This window comes from Clostridia bacterium (genome assembly GCA_036654455.1).
Lineage (GTDB): Bacteria > Bacillota > Clostridia > Christensenellales > CAG-314 > JAVVRZ01.
On record JAVVRZ010000002.1, the window covers coordinates 59,674 to 82,069 of the forward strand.

The following is a 22,396-nucleotide window of genomic DNA, read 5'->3' on the forward strand; positions in this document are numbered from 1 at the left end:
TAAAGCATTTTGAAAGTTTCACCAAAATTTGTTATAGCGTTTGACAATTTGTGATATAATAAATGAAAATCTTACTATAAGCGGGTGTAATATGTTACAAATTAAAAACATAACAAAAATCTATACTGGCGCAAATAGCGTTACCGCATTAGACGACATATCGGTGACGTTTAAGAAGAATGAGTTCGTTTCTATACTTGGTCCTTCCGGTTGCGGAAAAACAACACTGTTAAATATTATCGGCGGATTAGATAGGTATACCTCGGGCGATTTGGTAATTGACGGCATATCTACCAAAGATTATTTCGAACGAGATTGGGACGCTTATCGCAACAACTCTATCGGTTTTGTCTTTCAAACCTACAATTTAATACCTCACCAAAATGTTTTGCAAAACGTCGAGCTATCGCTTACGCTTGCCGGAATGGACAAACAAGAACGTTTGCAAAAGGCAAAACTTGCGCTTGAAAAAGTAGGTCTTGCCAATCAATTAAAAAAATACCCTAATCAACTTTCGGGCGGACAAATGCAAAGGGTTGCAATAGCAAGGGCGATTGTAAACGACCCGGAAATTATCCTTGCCGACGAGCCGACCGGCGCATTAGATAGCGTAACAAGCCAACAAGTACTTGACCTACTTAAAGAAATTGCAAAAGATAAATTAGTAATAATGGTTACGCATAATACTTACCTTGCGCAAGCATATTCGACACGAATAATCAATCTTCTTGACGGCAAAATTGTAAGCGACAGTTCGCCGTTAGCGCAAGACGACGCCGTAATAACAAATGGCGAGCGACCTAAAAAAACAAAAATGTCAATCGCAACCTCTTTCAAATTGAGTATGCGTAATTTAATTACCAAACGGACAAGAACCTTCCTTACGAGTTTTGCCGGTAGCATTGGCATAATAGGTATTGCCCTTGTGCTTGCTGTTTCTAACGGATTTAGCATATTTATTGACAGCTTACAGCAAAATACTATGTCTAACGCCCCAGTTACAATTTATTCTTCAATATTAAAAAGTCAAGCGTTAGACTTTGAAAATATTCACAATATTATGGGCGGAAACTCGCAAGAAAAACCTAAACCCCCGCAAGACGCTTATCCGGATATTGACCAAAGCGGAATTACCGCAGGCGGAGATGTTTCTTGGGAAGACGTTGGCGACGTTGCAAGCGACCTACAACATACTAATAATTTTACCCCCGAATTTATCGAATATCTTAAAGAAAATACCAAAAACTTTATTAAAGTGGCAACTTATAACAGCGGACTACAACTAAATATGTTTATGCGCAAAGGCTTTGACCAAAACGGCGAACTTCAAAAAATTTCCGTCCCATACTATTCTATCGCCGAAATGATGGCGACAATGGATTTAAGTAAATATATGCGTTATGTCGATAGCTTTAACGCAATGTATTCTTCTATAAATTGGACAAGTTTAATTAAAGAAACATCTTTTATCACCGACAACTACGACACGCTTGACGGAGAATTTCCAACAAAAGAAAACCAAATTGGGCTTGTGGTTGACGAATATAATAAAGTTGATAAAACCGTGCTTGAAGCGATGGGATTTAGTCAAGAACAAATTAAACTCGGCTTTAAAACAAGCGACTTTGTAGGCAAGACAATAACCGTGCTACCTAATAGTTTATTCTATAAATATTCGTTTGAAACCTTGCAAAAAGAAGATAAAAATCTTAATATAATTACCTTGACGCAAAATAAAAATATCGAAGAAATGTATCAAGATAAGCAAGCGATTACGCTAACTATTAGCGGTGTAGTTAGAGCTAAATTTAATTCGCCTTCTCCACATTTCAACACCGGAATAATATATACCCCTATGCTTACCGACAAAATGCTCGAAACAACAAATAGCCAGCAACTTATTAAAGATTACGAAAAAGCCGACGCTATTTGTATTAAAACGTCTTCGACAACTTCAAATATAACGGCGGTAAAAGACCCCAAAACTAAGGGCGAATTCTATCCGCACTTTTTGCCAAGTAGCGTAAACGAAAATTGGCAAACGACTTCTAAAATTCTTGGGCTAAGCGATATGCCTTCAAAAATATATATCTACGCAAAAGACTTTGAGTCAAAAGCAAAAGTTCTTAATACGATTGACGAATTTAACAAGGACAAAGAAGAAAAAGACCAAATACTTATTTATGACCCTACCGGGCTACTTACAAATTATATGGGCATATTGATTGACGGCATTAGCTATGTTTTAATAGCTTTTGCGGCAATTTCACTTGTTGTTAGCAGTATTATGATAGGGATAATTACTTATGTATCTGTTGTAGAGCGCACAAGAGAAATCGGCGTATTGCGTAGTTTAGGCGCTAGCAAAAAAGATATTATGGTCGTATTTATCTCCGAAACTTTTATAATCGGGCTTGTAGCAGGCGTACTGGGTATTGGAATAAGCTATTTCCTAAGTCTTATTATCAACCTAATAATGTCCTCAGTTGCTCCGCTACTGTCTTCGCTAGCAATGCTTAACCCCTTGCACGCTCTTATGCTCGTAGGCATAAGCTTTGTATTAACGGTATTTGCAGGCGTAATACCCGCCCGCATTGCAAGCAACAAAGACCCCGTAACCGCTCTAAGAACAGAATAAACAATGTTTAGACTAATCTAGATATAGTCTTGATGCCTTAACCTTATAAACTTAACGCAAGACAAACAAAATAAATACGTTGTAAAAGCAAGACAGACAAAATTTGTTTGGTAGCGCTACTCGGGTAAAACCAAAATAATTAAACAAATGTAACTATAACAATAAAAGACGCTTGTAAATATTTACAAGCGTCTTTTTAATACAAAATTTAAAATACTATATTTTTATTATTTAATCAAGTTTAACTCTTTTTTTGCGATAAGCTCTAATATAATAAACCGCAACCATAACGCCTACTACGGCAACGCAGAATGCAAGCACATAGAGCAGTAACGCCCAAGGAGATATACCGGTAGAACGAACTTTTTCCCACATAGTTACTACCGAAGCGTTCTTATCGCCAAAATCGTGCATAACGCCTAGCGTAGGGTCGTCTATTGTTGGATAACGACGCAAGTCGTTAAAGAAATAGTCAAGCGAATCGTCTCTTGCGGTTTGCAAAGCGTCTAATACTATTTCGTGAGTATAGCTATCGGGCAAAACTTCAAGCAATTTGGTAGCTAGGTCAATTTCAAACTGGTCGTTAGTTGTTTCGGCTTGTCTATCTTCTCTTGCATTAGCCGTAACGTCGACAACTTTTTGATGAATATCGTCAAAGATATCTTCGGCTAAGTTAAGTTCGGCGTCCTCGTAAACTTCGTATACTTCATAATAAATAGATAGAGCATTCTCGTCCTGTTGTATTAAGTCTCTATTTACTGCGCTAGTATACCCTATCTCCATCATATTGTACATACCTACCGAGGTGCTATTTAAAAAGTCAATAAATATTTTTGCGCCTTCTAGATTTTTACAAGTCGTAGGTATTACCCAACCGTCAAACCATACGTTACCGCCAACTTTGGGAATAATATAGTCAAGATTAATGCCGACTGCTTCGGCTTCCTCGATGGCGTACATTGCGTCGCCCGACCAAGCAAGGTCAACGAGCGCTTGCTTTGCAATCATTTCATTCTTGCCAAAGTCAACCTCATAACCATATAGTTGGTCCTTCTGCTCGATTAAAACATCTTGCGAAAGCTGTAACAGGGTATCGTCAATAGTATTAATCAGTTGTTCAACCGTTAGTTTAGTATATTTTTCGGGTAACATATCGTATTCTTTAAGGTATAGTAAGGTTGCCGCATAAGCGTCACGTATGCTATCTTTCATATAAATTTTACCTAGAATATCTTGACTAACCAAACCGTTTGCATTCTTATTCCACAGTAACCCCCAGCCGGCTTGTTCAGCTTGTTCCCTAGTAATTACATCGGCATTAAATAGAATACCTAGCGTGCCATACATATACGGCACAAAATATTCTGTAAGGTCTATTCCTGTGCTTGCGGTATAATCGGCAAAACTTTCTTTTACTTTGTTTACTATATCGGGTTCGACGTTGCCGGAATTAGTGTAGAATGGGTCGTTAAAATAATCAATCTTCAATAATTTATCAGCTACAAGTAATTTTTGTATAGCGTATTCGGACGGACAAGCTACGTCGATACTAGCGTCGTTATTCATAATTTTAGTGAGCATTGTTTCGTTAGTGTCAAATGTTACATATTTAAGAATAACGTCTCGCCCTGTCTTTTCTTTATAAAACGCCATAAAATCGTCTTCATAGTCGTAAATATAGTCTGCCCAGTTGTAAATTGTAAGAATATCGGCTTCTTCTGCGCAAGCGGTAAAAGTGAGTAGGGTGGTTGAAAGAAGAACTATAAGTATAATAATCGAAAGTGCCTTTTTCATACCGCTACCTCCTTGCCTTTGCTTGAACGCTTTAAATTTGCAATTAGCAGTAGCGCAAGCACAACTACAAACAATATGCTAAATATTGCAAACCAAAACGGTTCAAGGCTCTTTAATCTTGCGTCCTCATAGATATAAGTCGACAAAGTTTCTATACCCGTTTGTCCCTTGTTGATTTGAGTTATGATAAAGTCGTCCATAGATAATGTAAACGCCATTACAAAACCCGAAATTACACCCGGTAAAACATAAGGGAATATTACCTTAAACATAGCTTTAAACGGTCTTACGCCTAAGTCAAGCGCAGCTTCATATAAATTAGGGTTCATTTGAGCAAGTCTTGGCATAACCGAAAGCACGACATAGGGCGTGCAAAATGAGATATGACCCAGTATTAGTCTTACGTAACCTTGCGGAAAAGAAAAAGTTACAAAGAATATCATAAGCGAAACAGCCATAACTATCTCGCTATTTACCATTGGAAGTTGATTTACCGAAAGCGCAAGTTTCTTACTGCGTTTGCCTAAGTAGTGCATACCAACAGCGGCAAAAGTGCCTAATAATGTTGCAATTAGCGAAGAAGTTATAGCTATAAACAAGGTATTTTTAAGCGCCGACAACAAAGTTTGAGTCTTGCTTGAAGTAAATATATCTACGTACGCCGAAAAAGTAAACCCTTGACTAAATGTAAAATTGCTGTTGCCCGAAAAAGAGAATACAATTATTACCAGAATTGGCAAATATAGCAAAGTAAGTATTAGGGCAAGGTAACTTTCGCCAAAAAATCTTTTTAATTTCTTCATTATAAAATTGCCCCTCCCTTATCCTTAGTGTCGCCAAATCTTGTAAGCACCAAATTAGATACTACTACAAGCAAAAGCATAACTAAACTCATAACACTACCGACCCCGTACATATCTTGCATAAATTTAGTGTTGATTGAGTCGCCAAATAAGAAAATTTGACGATTGCTAAGCAACTCCGAAATTGCAAAAGTCGAAATAGTAGGAATAAAGACCATGGTTATTCCCGAAAGAATACCGGGTATTGACATAGGTAGCGTAGTCTTTAAAAAGACGCCAAAGTCGTCTAAGCCTAGGTCTTGCGCAGCCTCGTAGTAAGACTTGTCAATGCCCGACAAAACGGTGTGTAAAGGCAATATCATAAAGGGTAGGTAATTATATACCATACCAAAAAAGACCGTCCCCATACCTAGTTTTACGTCAAGGGCAAGAAAAATTGTCTTAATAGATAGTGTTCTTATTAAAAAGTTTACCCACATAGGTAGAATAAATAAAAGTACGAGTATCTTATTTCCTGCGTGATATTTTGCCAATAAATACGCAACGGGGTAACCAAGCGCAAGACAAAACATTGTTGTTGCAAGCCCTATTACAAGCGAATTGACAAGCACGCTAAACCCTGTGCTATCGGCAAAAAAGTCAACAAAGTTAGAAAAACTTATATGTCCGTCTACCATAAAAGCGTTGACAAGCACTAACACAAGAGGAATTACTATAAATACCATCATAAATAGTAGGTAAGGATAGGAAAAAGTTCTACGCTTTAAGGTGTAAAACCTACGCTTCGCAGACAAATTTTTAATCATTTGCAACCTCCTCAACCTCTATTTGAGTAACTCTAATTTTATCTTTATTGATAGAAATACCTACTCTATCGCCTTTAAGCCATTCGTCTTCGGTATCTACGAAAAACTCATAGTAGTCGTCGGTACGAACTATTGCAAGATAATAACTGCCCTTATATATCATATCGGTAACTTCACCGGCTATTGTTCCGTCGTTTTCGTCGTCGCAAAGAAGAACGTCGTCAAATTCTATGGCAACCGAAACCGCAGTGTCGCTTGGTAAATCTGCGTTGCAATCAAAGCGACCGCCACAAATTGTAACAACGTTAGGTTCGTACATAGTTGTTTCGATAGTGTTGACTACCCTAGACTTGCGCATTATGTGTAAGTCAAAAGGCTTGACGTATAGTCCTATATCTTGCCCGACCTTACATTCGACATTGTCGTGAACTAACATTTCGTTTCGTTCGCTAGGGTCGGCATTATGAGTTAGGCAAGTAGTTTGGTAATACGTGCCTTTAAATACCGAACTGATTACTTCGGTAACAAGCATACACTTAGGAGAGTCGACATTTACAATTTTAATATCTTCGGGGCGAATAATTACGTCGATTGGCTCATTCTTTTTAAAGCCTTTGTCAACGCATTCGTAAACGCCGTCTAAGAAACTTACCTTGTAGTCTTCGTTCATAATACCGGTAAATATATTGCTTTCGCCTATAAAGTCGGCGACAAAAGCGTTAGCGGGCTCGTCGTAAATTTTTTGCGGAGCGCCAATTTGTTGAATAATGCCTCTTTCCATAACTACGATAGTATCCGACATTGTAAGCGCCTCTTCTTGGTCGTGAGTGACATAGACAAATGTTATGCCTAGTTTTTTGTGCATTGACATAAGTTCTAGTTGCATATCTTTGCGCATCTTTAAGTCTAACGCTCCTAGTGGTTCGTCAAGCAAAAGCACTTGTGGCTCGTTGACAAGAGCACGAGCGATTGCAACACGTTGTTGCTGACCACCCGACAAGCTGTCGACTGCACGGTAACCATAGTCTTCAAGGTCGACCATTTTAAGCGAAGCGTTTACTTTTTCGGCTATTTCTAGCTTAGTTAATTTGCGCATATCTTGGTAAGTGTTGCCTTTTTTAACATAAGGTTCGCCATTTGGCACTAATTTAACCTTTAAACCAAAAGCTATATTGTTAAACACGTTTAGATGGGGAAACAACGCATATTTTTGAAAAACCGTATTAATATTTCGGCAATATGGCGGTATTTTAGTAATATCTTCGCCGTCAAAAAATATTTGTCCGGAAGTAGGATTCTCAAATCCTGCAATCATTCTCAGCGTAGTTGTTTTGCCACAGCCCGAAGGCCCTAACAAAGTTACAAATTCGCCACGCTTAATTGACAAAGAAATGTTCTTAACTGCGGGGTTGCCATCATAAAATTTGCTTACGTTCTTTAACTCGATAATACGGTCGTTTTTAGTGTTTTGCACCATTTAATTACTCTCCTTATGTATTGATTGTATGTAAAATATGTTGTTTAATCAAAAATTGCTTGGGGTGACTATCCAAAGCGCCTTAGCTACGCCTTTTCCACGATTTGTAATGGTGTGCGAATATCTGCCGTCTAAGTAAAAGCTGTCGCCACGCTTAGCTTTATATGTCTTGCCATTTTGCTCTATTGCAATGCGACCTTCTAAAACATAACCAAATTCTTCGCCCTCAAAGGGTTCTCTTTGGTCGGTAGAACCATTTTCTGCAAGCACGACTATTACAGGTTCCATTTGATTTTTTTGGCTATTTGGCACAAGCCAAATTAGGTCGTGAGAGTCATTGTTAGAAATAAAGAAGTCTTTTTCGGTAAATACTACTTGTTCGTCGACCTGTTCGGAAAAGAAAAATTGTAACGATACGCCTAGAATATTTAAAATATCTACTAGGGTAGCTATCGAGGGCGAAGCAAGGTCATTTTCAAGTTGACTTATGTAGCCCTTGGTCAACTCGCACCTAGACGCAAGTTCCTCTTGTGTAAGTCCACGTTGCAATCTTATTTGCTTAATTTTAGCGCCTATATCCATACGTTATTCTTCCCCCTATATTTTATAAGAAATACAATATATTAAATAGTTACTGTTGTCAAACAATTTGATTGATTTTACTAAACTTTTTTTAAATATTTTTAAAATATAGTTTTTAGCAAACAATTTGATTGATTTTACTAAACCTTTTGCCAAAAAAATAAGGCTTAACTTTGTTAAGTTAAACCTTATACTTGCTATGCTTTACCTAAATTGTTGATAAAATTGTTGATAAAATTAGTCATTACGCAATAAATATGAGTTTTACGCTAATTTACTTTTAGAAAAACATTGGCAAAATTACGGCTACTATGCCGACTACTACGGCGCACCAGAAAAACACGCAAACAACCTTAGTTTTGTGTGAAACGTAATAAAGGTAAGCGCAGTACACCATTGAAAATAGGGCAAATAACCTTAAAATGAGGTTGACAACATTTGAAATTGAGGCAAAAATTCCAAAAGCGTTAAGAATTGTGCCGATTGCCCAAAGAATAAATAGCACAAAACTAACAAGAGTAAAAGCGTTACTTGGTTTGTTTGACATAATTTAAGTCCCTCCAAAAATATTTAGATTAATTGTTATCAATAATATGTTTAATTATATATTGGGCTATCAATAGTCCGGCTATTGCAGGAGCGTAAGAAATGCTCGAAAGCGGATTGACACATTTGACCTCGGCGGGCGAAAGAGAAACAAGAACGGGCAAACTCTTAATTGACTGTTTTCTAAGCAAAGTTCTAAATTTACTTGCAAGCGGACAATTAGAAGTGCTAAATACGTCTTTAATCACAAAGTCTGCGGTAGTGCGATTGGCTGTGCCCATACAAGAAATAATTGGAACATTAAATTGTTGAGCTTTTTTTACAATATCAACTTTGGCTACAAGGGTATCGATAGCGTCGACGCAAAAGGTAAGATTAGTAAAGTCAATATCGTTAATTGTTGAAGAATCTACAAAAAGTCGATGGGGCTTAACTACGCAATTTGGATTAATGTCGGCTATACGGCTAAATGCAACGTCTACTTTAAATTGATTAATGGTGGAATTAAGAGCGAGTATTTGACGGTTGAGATTACTTATATCTATTTTGTCGCTGTCGATAAGAATAAGCTCCCCTACGCCTGCCCTTGCAAGCGCCTCGACAACATATCCCCCTACGCCGCCAAGTCCAAAGACAGCAATACGGCTACTTGCTAATTTAGCCAAGTTCTCTTTGCCTATAAGAAGTTCGGTTCTTTGAAACATCGTATTCCCTCCGCTAAAACTATTATAATACAAAAAAACAACTAAGTAAAGAATGTATTGACAGTTGCAAATCATAAGTTTATAATATAATAATAAAAATTGTTCTAAAAGGAGAAATTATGAAGTATTTTATCAGCCAAAAATTTTTTACATTTACAAGAGAAGACATTGACATTTTAGACGAAAACGGCAACTTTGTATACAAAATATACGGACAACGTTTTTGGGCTGGCAAAAAATTAAGACTTCTCGACAAAGACGGCAATACCGTCTTCACCCTAGTTAGAAGATTGTTTAGATTTCTTACAACTATTGATATCCTAGACAGAAATAATGAAAAAATTGCTAAGTTTAAACAAAAATTCCACATTGGCTTTGGCAAAAGGTTTTACATTAAAAGAGGCGAGGACAAATTTGACGTTAGCGGAAATTGGCTAGGACTTGACTATAATATAGTTACAACTTCTAAACAAAACCCAGTTGTAGTCGCAGTTATAGATAAACGCTGTTTATCGTTTGCCGATAGATATCAAGTAGAAATAAACGATAGCAGTTTAGTAGATTTAACGCTTTGTTCGGTATTATGCGTAGATATGTATAATCAACATAAATCTAATACTAACAATTAAAACTTTTACTTATAGGCTAAATTACTTAAATATCTAGGTAATCACGCTGTTAATATCGTAAGTTTCAGCAAGTTCGATACTAACAAATAAATGTTTCTATTATGACATTATAAAAAGGTCGGTAAATTATTTTACCGACCTTTAAATTTAAAAAATTAATACATTAATAAAAATTAAAATTTGTAAGTCCTAGCAAACTAACATATTACTCCGTTGTTTGGTCGCTTGACTCTTGCGTATCAGTTGAAGCATTTAAAACTAGACCTTTCTTTTTAAATATTTGTTTTCTAAATAATATAACGGTGTAAACGGCAAGCATTACTACCATTATAGCAAGCGAAAGGAAAGCCCACCCATTTACGCCCAGTGTGTCTTGCGGAGTTAGTCCCATAAGCAGTAGCAACGGGAAACCAAAAGCGATTGCGTATAGAGATTGATAAACTAGATTATTTGCAGCCGGCGTATTATATTCGTTGTCAATTTGCCTAAGCAAAATCATACCCGTGCTAGCTGTGCCTGTTAACATACCAAACATTGACAAAAACGCTTCGTTTACATAAGTCGGGAAAAGTCGTTTGCAACAAAATTGCACTTGGAAGTATGTAATAACTCCGCCGGCTACGCATATTAAAGATAGCGGAAGTATAAATTCGGGGTTTAAAAACGCCGAAAGACTAATTGCGCCCATACTAGCTACTATCATTATGTCAAAAGAGAAGCCCGACACTCGATTAAGCAAAGCGTCGTCGAGTATCTCAATACCTTTCTTATCTTCAATTTTTATTACTATTATCTTAATGACTGTGCCGACAACCATACCTATTAAGAAGTTAAATCCCCAAATAAGCGGGTTGACAGTCTTGGTGAAGAAGCCGTCGCCCATTGGTTCGATTAATTTTATTATGGCAAATAGACCGGACATAATTAAATATGTAATGATGTAACCTAAGAATATCAAAGCGCACTGTATTGTTAAGTTATCTACGCTTACGCTAGCCTTTGTGCGGTTAAGGCGTTGTTCGGGCAGTTCTGCAAGAATATCGGGGTTAATGCCTTGTTTATGTTTTATTCGTGACAAATATATCGCTCCGCCTATTGCAGAAGCAATAAAACCACAAGAAGCAACCGCAAGACCAAAGCTAGCTCCGTTAGTAAAGCCGTACGCCTCGTAATTTTTGCCCCAAATAAAAGCCTGACCCGGCCCTTGCCCATAGCCCATTGGAAGAATCATACCCGAACTTGCAAATACTCCGCTAACAATATAAGACAAACCTAGCGTAATGACAAGTCCAACAATGCCTTGTAGAATATAACCCGAAACGGTAATGATGCCGGCATTGACAACATCGGTATTATTTATTTTACTTTTCTTTCTTGTGGGGTGTTTAAGGGCGATTGCTATAAAGCCTATGCCAAGACCGTGATAGGTTAAAATTTCCAGCGTAGAGGTTGACATTAAAGGGTTTGCTACGTGGTCGGGTACGCATAGATTATAGATTAATATCACAGCAAGTACCAAAAACCCGGCTAAAACCGGAACGGGCAATAATAACTTACGCAAAAACTTAAATGTGTTAAATAGAATATTTACCAGCAAACACGCAACTAGCAAAATTGCTAGGGTTGTAACAAGCGACCAAACATCGCCGTCCCAAAAATTTGTCATATACTCTCCTTGTTATTTATCAATATTAACTTGCGCCTTATAATAATCAAAAAAATTAATAACTTTAACCGAATTAAGCCTTTTGGTAGGCACAATAAAGTAGTCGGCATCGCAAAAAAGCAATTCTATGCGGTTGCGTCCTAACATAGCTATGCTAGAAATGTCGCTAAAATTAAAAGTTTGCGTCCTATTATAAAAAGAAATGACTATTTTGTTAAAATAAAGTTGTATAGTCGAGCGACCGAATAGTTTCTTACGACGATTTTTTCCACCGGCAATTTTCAATTTTAAGGCTTTAATCGTATCGGTAAATATTGGCTTATCATTACTATAATCTATATTTTGTAAATAATCAAGCTGATATTTATGCCACTCGCCTGTATTTTTAAAAGGTACGGGCGGTTCAAACGTAAGGTTAGGGGTATATTGCCAGGTTCGCTTACAGGTATTACAAGTGACAAAGTTGCCCTTAGAAACAAACTGTGTAAAACCGCAGTGTGGGCAAACATATAGCAATGTTTCTAAGTATTCCGCTCGTGCAGACGAAACATAAGGCGTAATCGCATTAAAATTATCTACGTCAAGTAGGCTACGAATAAGGTCGTACAGTTGCTGACTTGTTAGAGCGGAATATTCTTCAACCGAAATAATTCTTTTTACTTCTGCCGTTAAATACCCTTTACGACGCTTATTACACCATCTAGGCATAGCGCCATAACCGCCTTCAATGTTGACAACAGCTATTGGAATATTAAGTAATTTAGCAAATTTACTTGTTGCGATGCTAAAATCGCAAAGTCTACCGTCAAAGCTGAGGTTGCCCTCGGGAAAAAGCATAATGTTACCGCCCTCTTTTGCAATCTTTTTTGCTATGCGTATAGTTGCGATATCGCTATGAACTTTGCTCTTTGGTATAGGAGCGACAAGATAATTGATAATTTTACCCAAAACAGGCAAACTCGACAAGTCGTCACGCATTACAAAATATAATAGCTTGCCGAAAAATATTGACAACATAAATTGGTCTGCCTTAGTCAAATGGTTAGAAATAATAAAATGCGAACCGCTCGGCAAAGTATGCTTAGAATATGTAAAGTTACGCCTTCTAAGCGCACATTTAAAGAATGGCGCAAAAAATTTATATGTCCTTTGATGACGTTTTTGTATCCACTGCATTTGTTTGCCTCTTAAAAATTAACTGGCTATATTTTATTATGGCTTGTCTATTGAAACTAGCTCGTATTCTTGTTCGCCTACGCCTAATTCTTGACAGTGCGTAAGACAAGCTTGCCAGTCGCTATTTACATTAGTATTTTTAAAGTGTTCGTGTAAATCTGTGTGTTTAGCCAGTTGTTCGGCAAGTTGGCTGTTGGGAAGAACGGGCGCTTGATTGCATTTATCTACGCAAGCTTTGTCAAGAGCGACCGGGTCAAAAGAAGCTAGCATACCTATATCGGCAACTATTGGAGTATCATTTGCCGAACGACAGTCGCACACAGGGGCTACGTCCATAATTAAATTGATATGAAAATTGGGTCTATTGCGTAAAACTGCGCTTGCGTATTCTGCCATCTTCATATTAAATAATTTAACCGAAGAATTATTACTGTTATGTATTGCGTTGAAATTACATTCGCCTAGACATCTACCACACCCTACGCATTTGTCAATGTTTATTACCGCTTTGCCGTCGCAGTTGAAGTAAATTGCGTCTTGGGCGCATTGTGTGGAACACTTGTGGCAACCTCTACACTTAGTAAGGTTTATGGTAGGTTTGCCGTCGCAATGTTGTTCCATCTTGCCCGCTCTTGAACCGCAACCCATACCGATATTTTTAATCGCTCCGCCAAAACCCGCAGTTTCGTGTCCCTTAAAATGATTGAGCGAAATAAATATATCTGCGTCCATAATAGCTTTACCTATTTTTGCTTGCTTGACATAAGTACCGCCGACTACTTCGACTAACTGTTCGTCTGTTCCACGCAGTCCGTCGGCAATAATAGTATGACAGTTAGTAACAAGGGGGTTAAAGCCATTCTCATAAGCGGCGGTTAAGTGTTCAAGCGCATCTTTGCGATTGCCAACATAAAGAGTGTTGCAGTCGGTCAAGAAAGGTTTGCCACCCTTGCTCTTGACGTAGTCGACAATAACTCTTGCGTAGTTCGGTCTAAGATACGCCATATTGCCGGGTTCGCCGAAATGCACCTTAATAGCTACGTATTTGTTGTTAAAATCTATATTATCAATACCTGCCTTAATAATAAGTTTTTTAAGTTTTTGAAGTAGGTTATTGCCCGGTTCGGCACGCATATCTGTAAAGTATACTTTCGAAGCCATAAATTTTTCTCCTTGTAATTTAACCCGTAAATATTATTGTATTTCGTATGCCGTTAGACTAATTAAAAGTTATTTTTCTTCGGTTTTTTCGCACGCTAACATAAATTAATAAAGAATTTGCTACATACATTAAACGTTAGTATATAGTTTTTGGTTGCAAATGTCAATAGCGTTATTATTTAAATTTGCAAATTTAGCGAGAAAAATATTTTACAAAAATTATTCTTACGGCTAAATTTGTCAACTATATACAAAAACTTGTGTCTATTTTAACAATTTATATAAAATAATGTAAATTTTTTTAAAAAAACTATTGCGTTTTTTACAATTTGTTGTAATATGGTATTGAGGTTGTTGTAACAAAGTGGGGGTATTTGTTTGCTCAATTCGCTTTTTATTATTTTAATTATCTTTATTATAGCCGTAGTTGCGGACTTGATACTATGGTTAATTAAGCGTTCGAATTTTTTCGCCCCAAATCAAATTTATTTAAATGAAAAACCAACTCAAACCGTTGTCGCCGATTGCCATTTTTCATTTGCATTTTTACTATTTGTTGGCGTAGGCATAATTTCTATCTTTGTTTCTATAAATTATGTAGAAGTTTCGAACTTTATTAAGTCTTATTTAACAGAAACGCAGGTTCAATTCGTAAGAGAAATAATCTCAAATATAACAAGCGGAACAGGTCTTGCCCTACTTGCTCAAACGCTTGCGTCGCAAATTTTTGTAGCGCTAAGCGTTTCGGTAATAATATATTCTATAAGCGGAGTCAAAGACTACGCAAAAATCTTCTTTAATCAATCTTTTTTTACTTTAAATTTCAAGCAACAAATTGTTCATTCTTTATTTTTTATTCGTAGAATTAATCTTCAATTTAGTCGTTTTAATCAATAAATTTTAGTAATAACACAGTTTTTAATTCAACACGCTTATGTTTTACGCTTAAATTTTGTATGTCTAACTACAATTTTTTAGCGTACCAAATTTATATAATATATCAATAGCATAGCTATAAATAAAATTTATAAGGAGAAAATGTATGAGAAAAAATACAAAAGGCTTTACATTAGTCGAATTGTTGGTTGTAATAGTTATTGTTGGCATACTTGCCGGCGTACTAATACCAACATTTGCGGGCGTGATAAAAAGAGCGCACGTCGACACTGTTGTAGAAGCTACTAGCAACTTAAACACATCGATATCAATACTAAAAGCCGAAGGGCTTAAATTAGAAGATATCTATGAAAACGGCGAACCTTCAATGGTTAAGCTTAAAGACAAACTTAAAACGGTAGACTCGAATGTCGAAGGACAATTTAAAACGCTTAACGCGGCTATTAATAACGATTGTTACGTATTCTTCGACTATGCCACGCTTAGCTTTCTTATTAAAGATAGCGACGAAATAGTCGCTTTGGCAACGGGAACAAAAATTGCAAATAATGTTATTAATCAAGCCTTTGCCGATATGCCTAAACTTTCTAGCAAAGATTATGCTTTTCCACAAAATCAAATAATTAAAGGTATGGGCATAGCTAATTACGCTTCTGCCGACCAAAAAGGCAATAGGTCGGGAAATAAATTGATTGACAGCCTAAGTATCTACGAAGATATTATGGCAAACCGCAAAAAGAACGCCACCGAATACTATTCGGTAAACGATTATTTTAGCGCATTAGCAAATTTTAAGCAAAACGACGCTAGCAAACAAGGCTCGGCGGAAAATAGTCTTATCACAAACGCCCTTTCTAGGGTATTTGTAAATGTTACGGCAGCCAAACTCGAATCGGCTATTATACCAACTAGTACTCTTTTGACGTTACTTGGAAAATGCCCCCCCCCAACGGTAGCCAACACACCCGTACTGCCTAGCGCTGCCGCATTAAAACAAAGCGAAAAGACTTATGTATTGCCTAGCGACTTGTTCGCTCAATACCCTACTACGGCAACGGTAAATATTACCATACCCGAAGACATCGCTATTCACTTAGACTTACTAGCTATGGTAGCGACTTGCCCTAGCGTAATAATCAATGTTACCGATACAACTAAAATTAATACCGAAACAACAAATTCGGGCTTAACTGCAACTACTCAACCATATTCTACGGCAAAAGATACTCTACCTCAAAGCAACAACATTGTAACTGTAACGCCCGGACAAAATACAAGGGTGACAAATATTAGTTACGCCGAAGGTTGCTTATTCTGGGATAGGAGCGAAAAAGCTACAAACTACACTGTTATTGTCAACGGCTTGTCACGCACTACAAGCGTTAACTTCTTGCAAGTTGACACTAACGCTTATCAAGTCGGCGATATAATTAGCGTAGAAATAATCGCAAAGGGTGGCAACCAAACTGACAGCTTGCCCTCTTGCGCAAGTTTTACAGCCGGCGCAAAAGTAGTCTACGAGGCTATTAAAAATGCTAGTGGCGACGTAATTGGACAAAAATCAACCGCAAGCAAGACTTATATACTGTTTAAAGGTATGACTTATGACTTTGCCGATGCGGTAATTTCAATAAATATGCAAACCGACAACGCCTTTACTCTTAGCGAACAAAACAAAAAGCTAACTGCAAGTAGCGTTGGATACGGCGTTATTACCTTGACAAAGGGCGCAGACACCGCTACTTGGAAGGTAAGAATAGTCGAACATACCGCAACGCTTACGCTAGGAACTGATTACAATATTTATTGCGACAATATTAAAAATCTTCAAAGTGAGGGTTATATTGACGCTACCGTAGTCCCCTATACCGTTGGCGCTTCAAACGTATTTATACCCGATATATTGATAAATATGCCCTTTGATAGCGGATACTTTAACTACGAGTTAAAGGAAGGAACAAACGGAACAAACGTCTTTGATACCTACGCTACAATAGTTAGCGGAGGCATACAATTTAATTTAACAGACCCCGACACCACAGGAACAAAGGCAAGCGCAGTTGGCAAGACATTCTTCCTTAAAATTACTTCTAAATATCAAACTAATTTGTCTGTTGAAATGAAAGTAACCGTAAACGACGGACATAACGTATATACGCAGGAAGATATGAGAAATTGTTTTGCCGACCTTAATGTCCACACAGTTAATTTGCTAAGAACATTACGACTTAAAACTGCGCACACAAGCGCAAATTTCTATGACGCTGACACGGAATGTAATTGCGTTGGCAATATGTATTACGACCAAAAAGAGAATTTCTATCACGTAGTAGAAAAGACTGTTGGCGAATATAAAACTTACGTTTATAACCAAACCAAAGAAGGCGTAGTAACTTATGATGAAGTTGCTGTCAATCGTTCTACCGACGGCAAGACAATTAGCTTTACAAGAACCAAAAAGGGCGTAGCCGAAGTAATTACGGCTTGGTTACTTGTAGACGAAAGTGGTAAGCCCTTAGGTCACGCTAGGGCAAACGACGGTAACTCTATGGCTGGCGAAAAAGCGCAAAATTGCAACCCCTTTGTAAGATTTGAAGATACCGTCGCTAACACCATTACGGTAAACGGCAACTACTTTGCGGTAGACGGTTCAAGACTTGCTCGACTTGGTTATTGCGAAAATAAACACGGCGTATATAACGCTGTCGGCAATAGTAATGCTAAACTTGCAAATAGCTATCAAGCAATCTTCCAAAGCGCTAGATGCGATAAAGTTGGAAATGCGGTGGTAGGAGCTAACGGTGTTAGATTTGGCGAGCTAAACAAAATGGTCTTTAATAATTTAAGGATTATTGGCAACAACAAACGACCCGACGGCACTGATGTAAACGGCGACCCGGTAAATGAAAAATATTACGAAACAAGCGGTTTTATTTGCATTAAAGGTTTTGGCGACATCGATGTAACTAACTGCATATTAACTTCGGGTTCTAGCGGTATTACTTATCACGCTGACAAGATCAATACTGGCTTTTCGAAAAGTTACGTAAAGAATACTCGCATTTACAACACTACGACATTCAATCTTGATACCTTTGCTTGCTATGAAACAACGGTAGAAGATTGTCACTTGTCTAACTCGGGCGGTCCGTTAGTATACTTAATTGACAAATTCGAAGATACTACTAACAACTCTCCAACTAATAACCCTAAGTATATATTTAAAGGCAACAATACCTTTGACAACTGGGTATCCGGCACAGAACTGTGGTTTGTAGCAAGCGGATTTAGCGGTTTAGCGACTAACGTTAAGGGAACTGTTGAAGCAAATATCATACTATATACGGGAAACGCTATGCAAGCGATTAAAAAGGAAAACGCAACTGCGGTTGAAAAAATGAATTTTATTATGTGCGGAACGGGCGACGGAAGTAATCTCAACCCCTGTTGGGATATTAAATTTGTAAATAAAGAAGGGGCTGCTACTACTTATGCCTACGACCTTAGCCGACCGTTTTTCTTTAATCCAGATAGCGATGCCCAAACTCCCGATATCAATAACAACGACCCTCGCAAACAAGGCGGAGCATTTATGGCGCCTGTAAACGAGTATTCGCAAGTTACGGCATTTGCAGGAGCAGTAACTGCCGCACAGACAGAGGTTACAACGGCTCTCGGCAAAAATAATAGCGGACTTACCGAAAAAGAGCAATTTATTGTAAAGGTTTACGCTGACCAACTTGCGAAACAAACCGGTAGCGACCAAGAAAAACAGCAAAAAGCTGCCGCCGCTACGGTCGCTTATATTGCAATGTATAATACTATGATGACAACTTCGAAGCTACCCAATCAATTACTGCAAGCTATCGACGGAAGTGGCAGTATCAGCATTATGGCGGTAATCGAGTACTATACACCACCTAAACCTTAAACATATTCGGCTAAGCGTTTAACTTAGAGGCGGATTTAGCTACAAAGAATAGTTTGCGACTAACAAAAATGTAAAAACTACATTACCCCCGTAGTTTATTACATATATCTTTCCTTTTTTATAAGATACGCCCTAAGTATTGTTCACCTTAGGGCGTATGCTTTTGCCTAAAAACTTCTGTTCTACAATAATATTTCAAGAATTAAAGATACGGAATATAAGCTATTCTACTGCACGACAAAACAAGATAGGATAGCGTCCTTATCGGGTTAGTAAATTTGCAAAAAACAAAATTAAAGCTAAACAAAGACCAAGCAATCCCCTACCCCGACAAATTAGTAATACCGCCTAACATTAGTACGACAAAATAAGTAATACCGCCTAACATAAGCGGTATTATTCTATACTAAATATACTAATTATATTGCTACTATAAGCGTTATTTAAGTAAATTGACGCTTGCCTAGTTTGTAATTAAAGACTAAGTTTGAGGTCGCCAGAAGATATCCAACCTACCTTTCTAAGCAGTAGACAAGTAAAATAACTTATAACCGCCGGCAAAACAAACATAAGCAAAATTATACCGCCGACAAGTAGCCAAACATTAAGACCTTGCGCAAGGCTTACGCTAATTGTATCTATCACGCCAACAAGCCCGGACGTACCCATACCTGCCCCGGTTGCGCAACGCAATTTAAATACCGTAGTAGCCAAAGGTCCGCATACAGCCGAAGCTACGACTGGGGGTATAAGAATACGAGGGTTACGCATTAAGTTGGGTATTTGTAACATACTTGTGCCTAGCCCCTGCGCAATTAGTCCGCCAAAGCCATTCTCCTTGTAACTCATAACGGCAAAGCCAACCATGTGGCAACAACAACCGACAACGGCAGCGCCGCCTGCAAGTAAAAGCGACTCTTGCGAAGGCGCTAAGGTTGCTAGCGTTACCCAAATTGCAGCGGACGAAGTAGGCAAGGTCAGTAGTAACCCCATTACTACGGCGATTACTATTCCCATTAAGAAAGGACTCCACACTGTTGCCATAGCAATGCCCTGACTGAGCAGTCTAAGTAGATAGGTAACCGGCGGACACAAAGTAACAGCCACAATACAGGTCGTAGTAAGCGCTACAAGCGGTACAAGTAGTATGTCGAGCTTAGTCCTACCGGCAACAAGTTTGCCTAGCTCGGCGCTAGTAAGGGCGGTTAAATACGCTCCAATAGGGTTACCCGGTTGCCCGATAGCCGTAAAATTGATGGTGAAACTGCCAAGCCAACCGCTTGCGAATGCGCCTGCAAAACCTGCTACTGCGCACGCAAACATAGTTAGTTTGTCAGTCTTTAAACTATGCGCTATTCCTACGCCTATGCCTGCGCCCATTGAAGTTTTTGCCACTTTTGCTATAAAAACAATCAAGTTGCCTACGAGATTGTCCCCGATTAATTTACCGATTTGCTCAAAAATAGTGCCTGCGATTAAGGTTGCGAATAGCCCTAACGCCATACCCGAAAAAGCGTCGATAAACCACCGTTTAGACAATTTCTTAATAACCGAACCCAAAGTTTGTTTGGTCTTTGCTTGTTGAGATTGCTCTACTTGTTGAGGAGATTGCTCTACTTGTTGAGGCGCTGTTTGCTCGGGCAGAGCGTCTTGCTCGCTAGATATGGTTTCGCCTGCAAAGGGAGTGTTTGAGCTATTTGGAAGTTCTTTTTTATCGTCTATATTTCCAAACGGAAGGTTAGTTTTTTTGTTCATTTTTTTGTTTTTCCTTTTTTTGTGTTAACTTGACTAATATTTTTATCTTTACTGTGGCGTTAAACCTAATTTCTAAAAGTTAGACTTTTTAAGCTAATTTTAAAAGTACGTTTGACTAACTAAAATAAACTCTTTTATTCTTTTGGAGCTACCAAATCGTCTTGCAAATAGCCAATAGCCTTTTTAACGCTATCTTTTGCAAAAGGAGAAGATAAATGAGCATAACTAAGTAGGTCTAGATAAGTTTTGCTACCGCCTGCTCGACATAAATTTACATAATCGTTCCAAACTGTTTTGTCGGTCTTGCTCTTGCCGTAAAATTCGTAAGCGCCAAGTCTAGCTAAGGCGTAATCAATATAATAAAATGGATATAGGAAAATATGCTGTTTTTGCATCCAATAACCGCCCTTATCAAGGAAAGCGTTGTCGCCGTAGTCACGCCAAGGCATATAAACTCTTTCAATTCTACGCCAAGTCGCCATACGTTGTTCGGCGGTTTGCTTAGGCGAAGCATAAACTTCGTGTTGGAATTCGTCGACTACGCACATATAAGTCATATTGTATAAGCTTTCGACCAAGTGAGCGTAGCGAGCTTTATCCGCCTTGTCGCCAAAATATTTATCCCAGTAAGGATAGGTAAACATTTCCATACTCATTGAGTGAATCTCGTTGACTTCGCTTGTTGAAGAAACAAGACTAAGCAATTTATTGTGACGCATTGACAAATACATATTAAAGCAATGCCCGGCTTCGTGCGTCAATACTTGAACGTCTGCGCCTGTGCCGTTAAAATTGCTAAATATAAACGGAGCAAGATATTCGGGTAGAGTTGCGCAATATCCGCCCATGTGTTTGTTGGGTTTGGTTTCTAGGTCGAACAACTCGCCCGAACGCATAAATTTGAAGAACTCTTGGGTTTCGGGCGAAAGCGCCGTATAAATTTCCATAGTTTTATCAAGCAATTCTTGCGTGCTACCTATGGGGTTAGCGTTGCCGTCGGCAAAAATAAGGCTTTCGTCATAAAAATGTATTTTGTCTACGCCTAAACGAACTCGTTGTTCTTCAATCAATTTTTGACATAACGGCGTAATCTCGTTAAGAACTTGTTTGCGGAAATTTTTAACGTCGTTTGCCGTGTAATCGTAACGGTGTCGCATAAGGTAAGCCATATCGGTATAATTTGAAAAACCTAATCTTTTTGCCATTTTTGTGCGAAGTTGCACAAGTTTAGAATAAAGCTTATCTAGTTGTGGCGAAAGCGAACAATATAGATTTGACCATTTGCGTAACGCCTCTTGTCTTATTTCTCGGTCGGGGTCTTGCATATATTTAAGCAAACCATAGAAATTACAAGATTTGCCCATAAACTCGGTTTTTGCGGAAGCTACTAGCTTGCTAAATTGCATTGATAGATTGCCTTCTTTAATGGTAGGCATAATATTTTTAAGCGATAGAAGTTTGCTGTCTGCCTCGGCGTTTAAAAAGATAACTTTGCCGTATTTATCCTCGAATTGCTTTCTAAATTTGCACATAAGCAAAAGCTTATATTCTTTCTTTTGTAGTGGCATAAGTAGAGTTACTTGCTTGTTAAGATACATAACTTCTTGTTCGTAGAATTTGTCGGCAGTATTTATGTCGTGACGAATGCTTGCAATAGCGCTTAGCGTAGAGATTTTTTTGCTCTCGCTGTCAAAAGCTAAATAAACTTCTTCCGCTTCCTCAAATGTAGACGCAGTCTTAAACTGTTTAAGCAAGCCCTTTAACTTTGATTTAAGCTCGACAAAATTTGGTCTTACATACGCAAATTCACTAAATTTTTCCATAGTTGCCC

General features: G+C 38.1%; 16 protein-coding genes. 4 read left to right on the plus strand and 12 right to left on the minus strand.

Features of this window, described 5'->3' with window-relative positions; all coding sequences use genetic code 11:
* Nucleotides 1–91 precede the first annotated feature (91 nt).
* The gene (locus tag RR062_02460) at nucleotides 92–2,638 is read left to right on the plus strand and encodes an ATP-binding cassette domain-containing protein (protein MEG2026573.1); all 2,547 of its coding nucleotides are present in this window, start codon (nucleotides 92–94) and stop codon (nucleotides 2,636–2,638) included.
* Nucleotides 2,639–2,869: 231 nt separating this feature from the next.
* On the opposite strand, the gene RR062_02465 is transcribed toward RR062_02460, so the two are convergent.
* The 7 genes from RR062_02465 to RR062_02495 all read right to left on the minus strand — a co-directional run bounded on the left by RR062_02465 (nucleotide 2,870) and on the right by RR062_02495 (nucleotide 9,350).
* Nucleotides 2,870–4,432 carry an extracellular solute-binding protein gene (locus RR062_02465; GenBank protein MEG2026574.1) on the minus strand — a complete coding sequence of 521 codons (1,563 nt, stop codon included), beginning with the start codon at nucleotides 4,430–4,432 and terminating at the stop codon, nucleotides 2,870–2,872.
* A complete protein-coding gene (locus RR062_02470) occupies nucleotides 4,429–5,235 on the minus strand; it encodes an ABC transporter permease (protein MEG2026575.1) in 807 nt (268 codons plus the stop codon). Before RR062_02470 ends, RR062_02465 begins: the two co-directional genes overlap by 4 nt.
* Nucleotides 5,235–6,041, minus strand: a complete 807-nt coding sequence (locus tag RR062_02475) for an ABC transporter permease (protein ID MEG2026576.1) — start codon at nucleotides 6,039–6,041, stop codon at nucleotides 5,235–5,237. The genes RR062_02470 and RR062_02475 overlap by 1 nt, the downstream gene beginning before the upstream one ends.
* The gene (locus RR062_02480) at nucleotides 6,034–7,515 is read right to left on the minus strand and encodes an ATP-binding cassette domain-containing protein (GenBank protein ID MEG2026577.1); all 1,482 of its coding nucleotides are present in this window, start codon (nucleotides 7,513–7,515) and stop codon (nucleotides 6,034–6,036) included. Before RR062_02480 ends, RR062_02475 begins: the two co-directional genes overlap by 8 nt.
* Nucleotides 7,516–7,566: 51 nt before the next feature.
* The gene (locus RR062_02485) at nucleotides 7,567–8,100 is read right to left on the minus strand and encodes a helix-turn-helix domain-containing protein (protein ID MEG2026578.1); all 534 of its coding nucleotides are present in this window, start codon (nucleotides 8,098–8,100) and stop codon (nucleotides 7,567–7,569) included.
* A gap of 280 nt (nucleotides 8,101–8,380) precedes the next feature.
* Nucleotides 8,381–8,647 carry a hypothetical protein gene (locus RR062_02490; GenBank protein MEG2026579.1) on the minus strand — a complete coding sequence of 89 codons (267 nt, stop codon included), beginning with the start codon at nucleotides 8,645–8,647 and terminating at the stop codon, nucleotides 8,381–8,383.
* 28 nt (nucleotides 8,648–8,675) lie between these two features.
* Nucleotides 8,676–9,350 (minus strand): ThiF family adenylyltransferase, encoded by a 675-nt coding sequence (locus RR062_02495; protein ID MEG2026580.1) that lies wholly within the window; start codon nucleotides 9,348–9,350, stop codon nucleotides 8,676–8,678.
* Between the two features lie 116 nt (nucleotides 9,351–9,466).
* On the opposite strand from RR062_02495, the gene RR062_02500 reads away from it, so the two are divergent.
* Complete coding sequence (locus tag RR062_02500; GenBank protein ID MEG2026581.1) at nucleotides 9,467–9,979, plus strand: LURP-one-related family protein; 513 nt, start codon at nucleotides 9,467–9,469, stop codon at nucleotides 9,977–9,979.
* Nucleotides 9,980–10,184: 205 nt separating this feature from the next.
* Here the strand turns inward: RR062_02500 and RR062_02505 are convergent, their stop codons facing one another.
* Genes RR062_02505 through RR062_02515 form a run of 3 tightly spaced genes read right to left on the minus strand, consistent with a single transcriptional unit; the run spans nucleotide 10,185 to nucleotide 13,982 of the window.
* The gene (locus tag RR062_02505; GenBank protein MEG2026582.1) at nucleotides 10,185–11,645 is read right to left on the minus strand and encodes a hypothetical protein; all 1,461 of its coding nucleotides are present in this window, start codon (nucleotides 11,643–11,645) and stop codon (nucleotides 10,185–10,187) included.
* A 12-nt stretch (nucleotides 11,646–11,657) separates the two neighbouring features.
* Nucleotides 11,658–12,821 carry a lysophospholipid acyltransferase family protein gene (locus RR062_02510; protein ID MEG2026583.1) on the minus strand — a complete coding sequence of 388 codons (1,164 nt, stop codon included), beginning with the start codon at nucleotides 12,819–12,821 and terminating at the stop codon, nucleotides 11,658–11,660.
* A gap of 36 nt (nucleotides 12,822–12,857) precedes the next feature.
* Entirely contained in the window at nucleotides 12,858–13,982 is a 1,125-nt protein-coding gene (locus RR062_02515) for a DUF362 domain-containing protein (protein MEG2026584.1), read from the minus strand.
* Between the two features lie 378 nt (nucleotides 13,983–14,360).
* Between RR062_02515 and RR062_02520 the strand changes: the two genes are divergently transcribed.
* Together RR062_02520 and RR062_02525 are read left to right on the plus strand one after the other, a co-directional pair.
* Nucleotides 14,361–14,879, plus strand: coding sequence for a hypothetical protein (locus tag RR062_02520; GenBank protein ID MEG2026585.1), 519 nt, complete (start codon nucleotides 14,361–14,363; stop codon nucleotides 14,877–14,879).
* Nucleotides 14,880–15,024: 145 nt separating this feature from the next.
* The gene (locus tag RR062_02525) at nucleotides 15,025–18,810 is read left to right on the plus strand and encodes a prepilin-type N-terminal cleavage/methylation domain-containing protein (protein ID MEG2026586.1); all 3,786 of its coding nucleotides are present in this window, start codon (nucleotides 15,025–15,027) and stop codon (nucleotides 18,808–18,810) included.
* A 474-nt stretch (nucleotides 18,811–19,284) separates the two neighbouring features.
* On the opposite strand, the gene RR062_02530 is transcribed toward RR062_02525, so the two are convergent.
* Together RR062_02530 and RR062_02535 are read right to left on the minus strand one after the other, a co-directional pair.
* Complete coding sequence (locus RR062_02530; GenBank protein ID MEG2026587.1) at nucleotides 19,285–20,565, minus strand: PTS sugar transporter subunit IIC; 1,281 nt, start codon at nucleotides 20,563–20,565, stop codon at nucleotides 19,285–19,287.
* Nucleotides 20,566–20,699: 134 nt separating this feature from the next.
* Entirely contained in the window at nucleotides 20,700–22,388 is a 1,689-nt protein-coding gene (locus RR062_02535; GenBank protein MEG2026588.1) for a M3 family oligoendopeptidase, read from the minus strand.
* Nucleotides 22,389–22,396 lie beyond the last annotated feature (8 nt).

Excerpts from the sequence above, each read along its gene's own strand:
- RR062_02475 (MEG2026576.1), bottom strand. The coding sequence starts at position 6,041 with ATGATTAAAAATTTGTCTGCGAAGCGTAGGTTTTACACCTTAAAGCGT.
- RR062_02535 (MEG2026588.1), bottom strand. The coding sequence starts at position 22,388 with ATGGAAAAATTTAGTGAATTTGCGTATGTAAGACCAAATTTTGTCGAG.
- RR062_02460 (MEG2026573.1), top strand. The coding sequence starts at position 92 with ATGTTACAAATTAAAAACATAACAAAAATCTATACTGGCGCAAATAGC.
- RR062_02470 (MEG2026575.1), bottom strand. The coding sequence starts at position 5,235 with ATGAAGAAATTAAAAAGATTTTTTGGCGAAAGTTACCTTGCCCTAATA.
- RR062_02510 (MEG2026583.1), bottom strand. The coding sequence starts at position 12,821 with ATGCAGTGGATACAAAAACGTCATCAAAGGACATATAAATTTTTTGCG.
- RR062_02525 (MEG2026586.1), top strand. The coding sequence starts at position 15,025 with ATGAGAAAAAATACAAAAGGCTTTACATTAGTCGAATTGTTGGTTGTA.
- RR062_02530 (MEG2026587.1), bottom strand. The coding sequence starts at position 20,565 with ATGAACAAAAAAACTAACCTTCCGTTTGGAAATATAGACGATAAAAAA.
- RR062_02485 (MEG2026578.1), bottom strand. The coding sequence starts at position 8,100 with ATGGATATAGGCGCTAAAATTAAGCAAATAAGATTGCAACGTGGACTT.
- RR062_02495 (MEG2026580.1), bottom strand. The coding sequence starts at position 9,350 with ATGTTTCAAAGAACCGAACTTCTTATAGGCAAAGAGAACTTGGCTAAA.
- RR062_02505 (MEG2026582.1), bottom strand. The coding sequence starts at position 11,645 with ATGACAAATTTTTGGGACGGCGATGTTTGGTCGCTTGTTACAACCCTA.
- RR062_02490 (MEG2026579.1), bottom strand. The coding sequence starts at position 8,647 with ATGTCAAACAAACCAAGTAACGCTTTTACTCTTGTTAGTTTTGTGCTA.
- RR062_02515 (MEG2026584.1), bottom strand. The coding sequence starts at position 13,982 with ATGGCTTCGAAAGTATACTTTACAGATATGCGTGCCGAACCGGGCAAT.
- RR062_02465 (MEG2026574.1), bottom strand. The coding sequence starts at position 4,432 with ATGAAAAAGGCACTTTCGATTATTATACTTATAGTTCTTCTTTCAACC.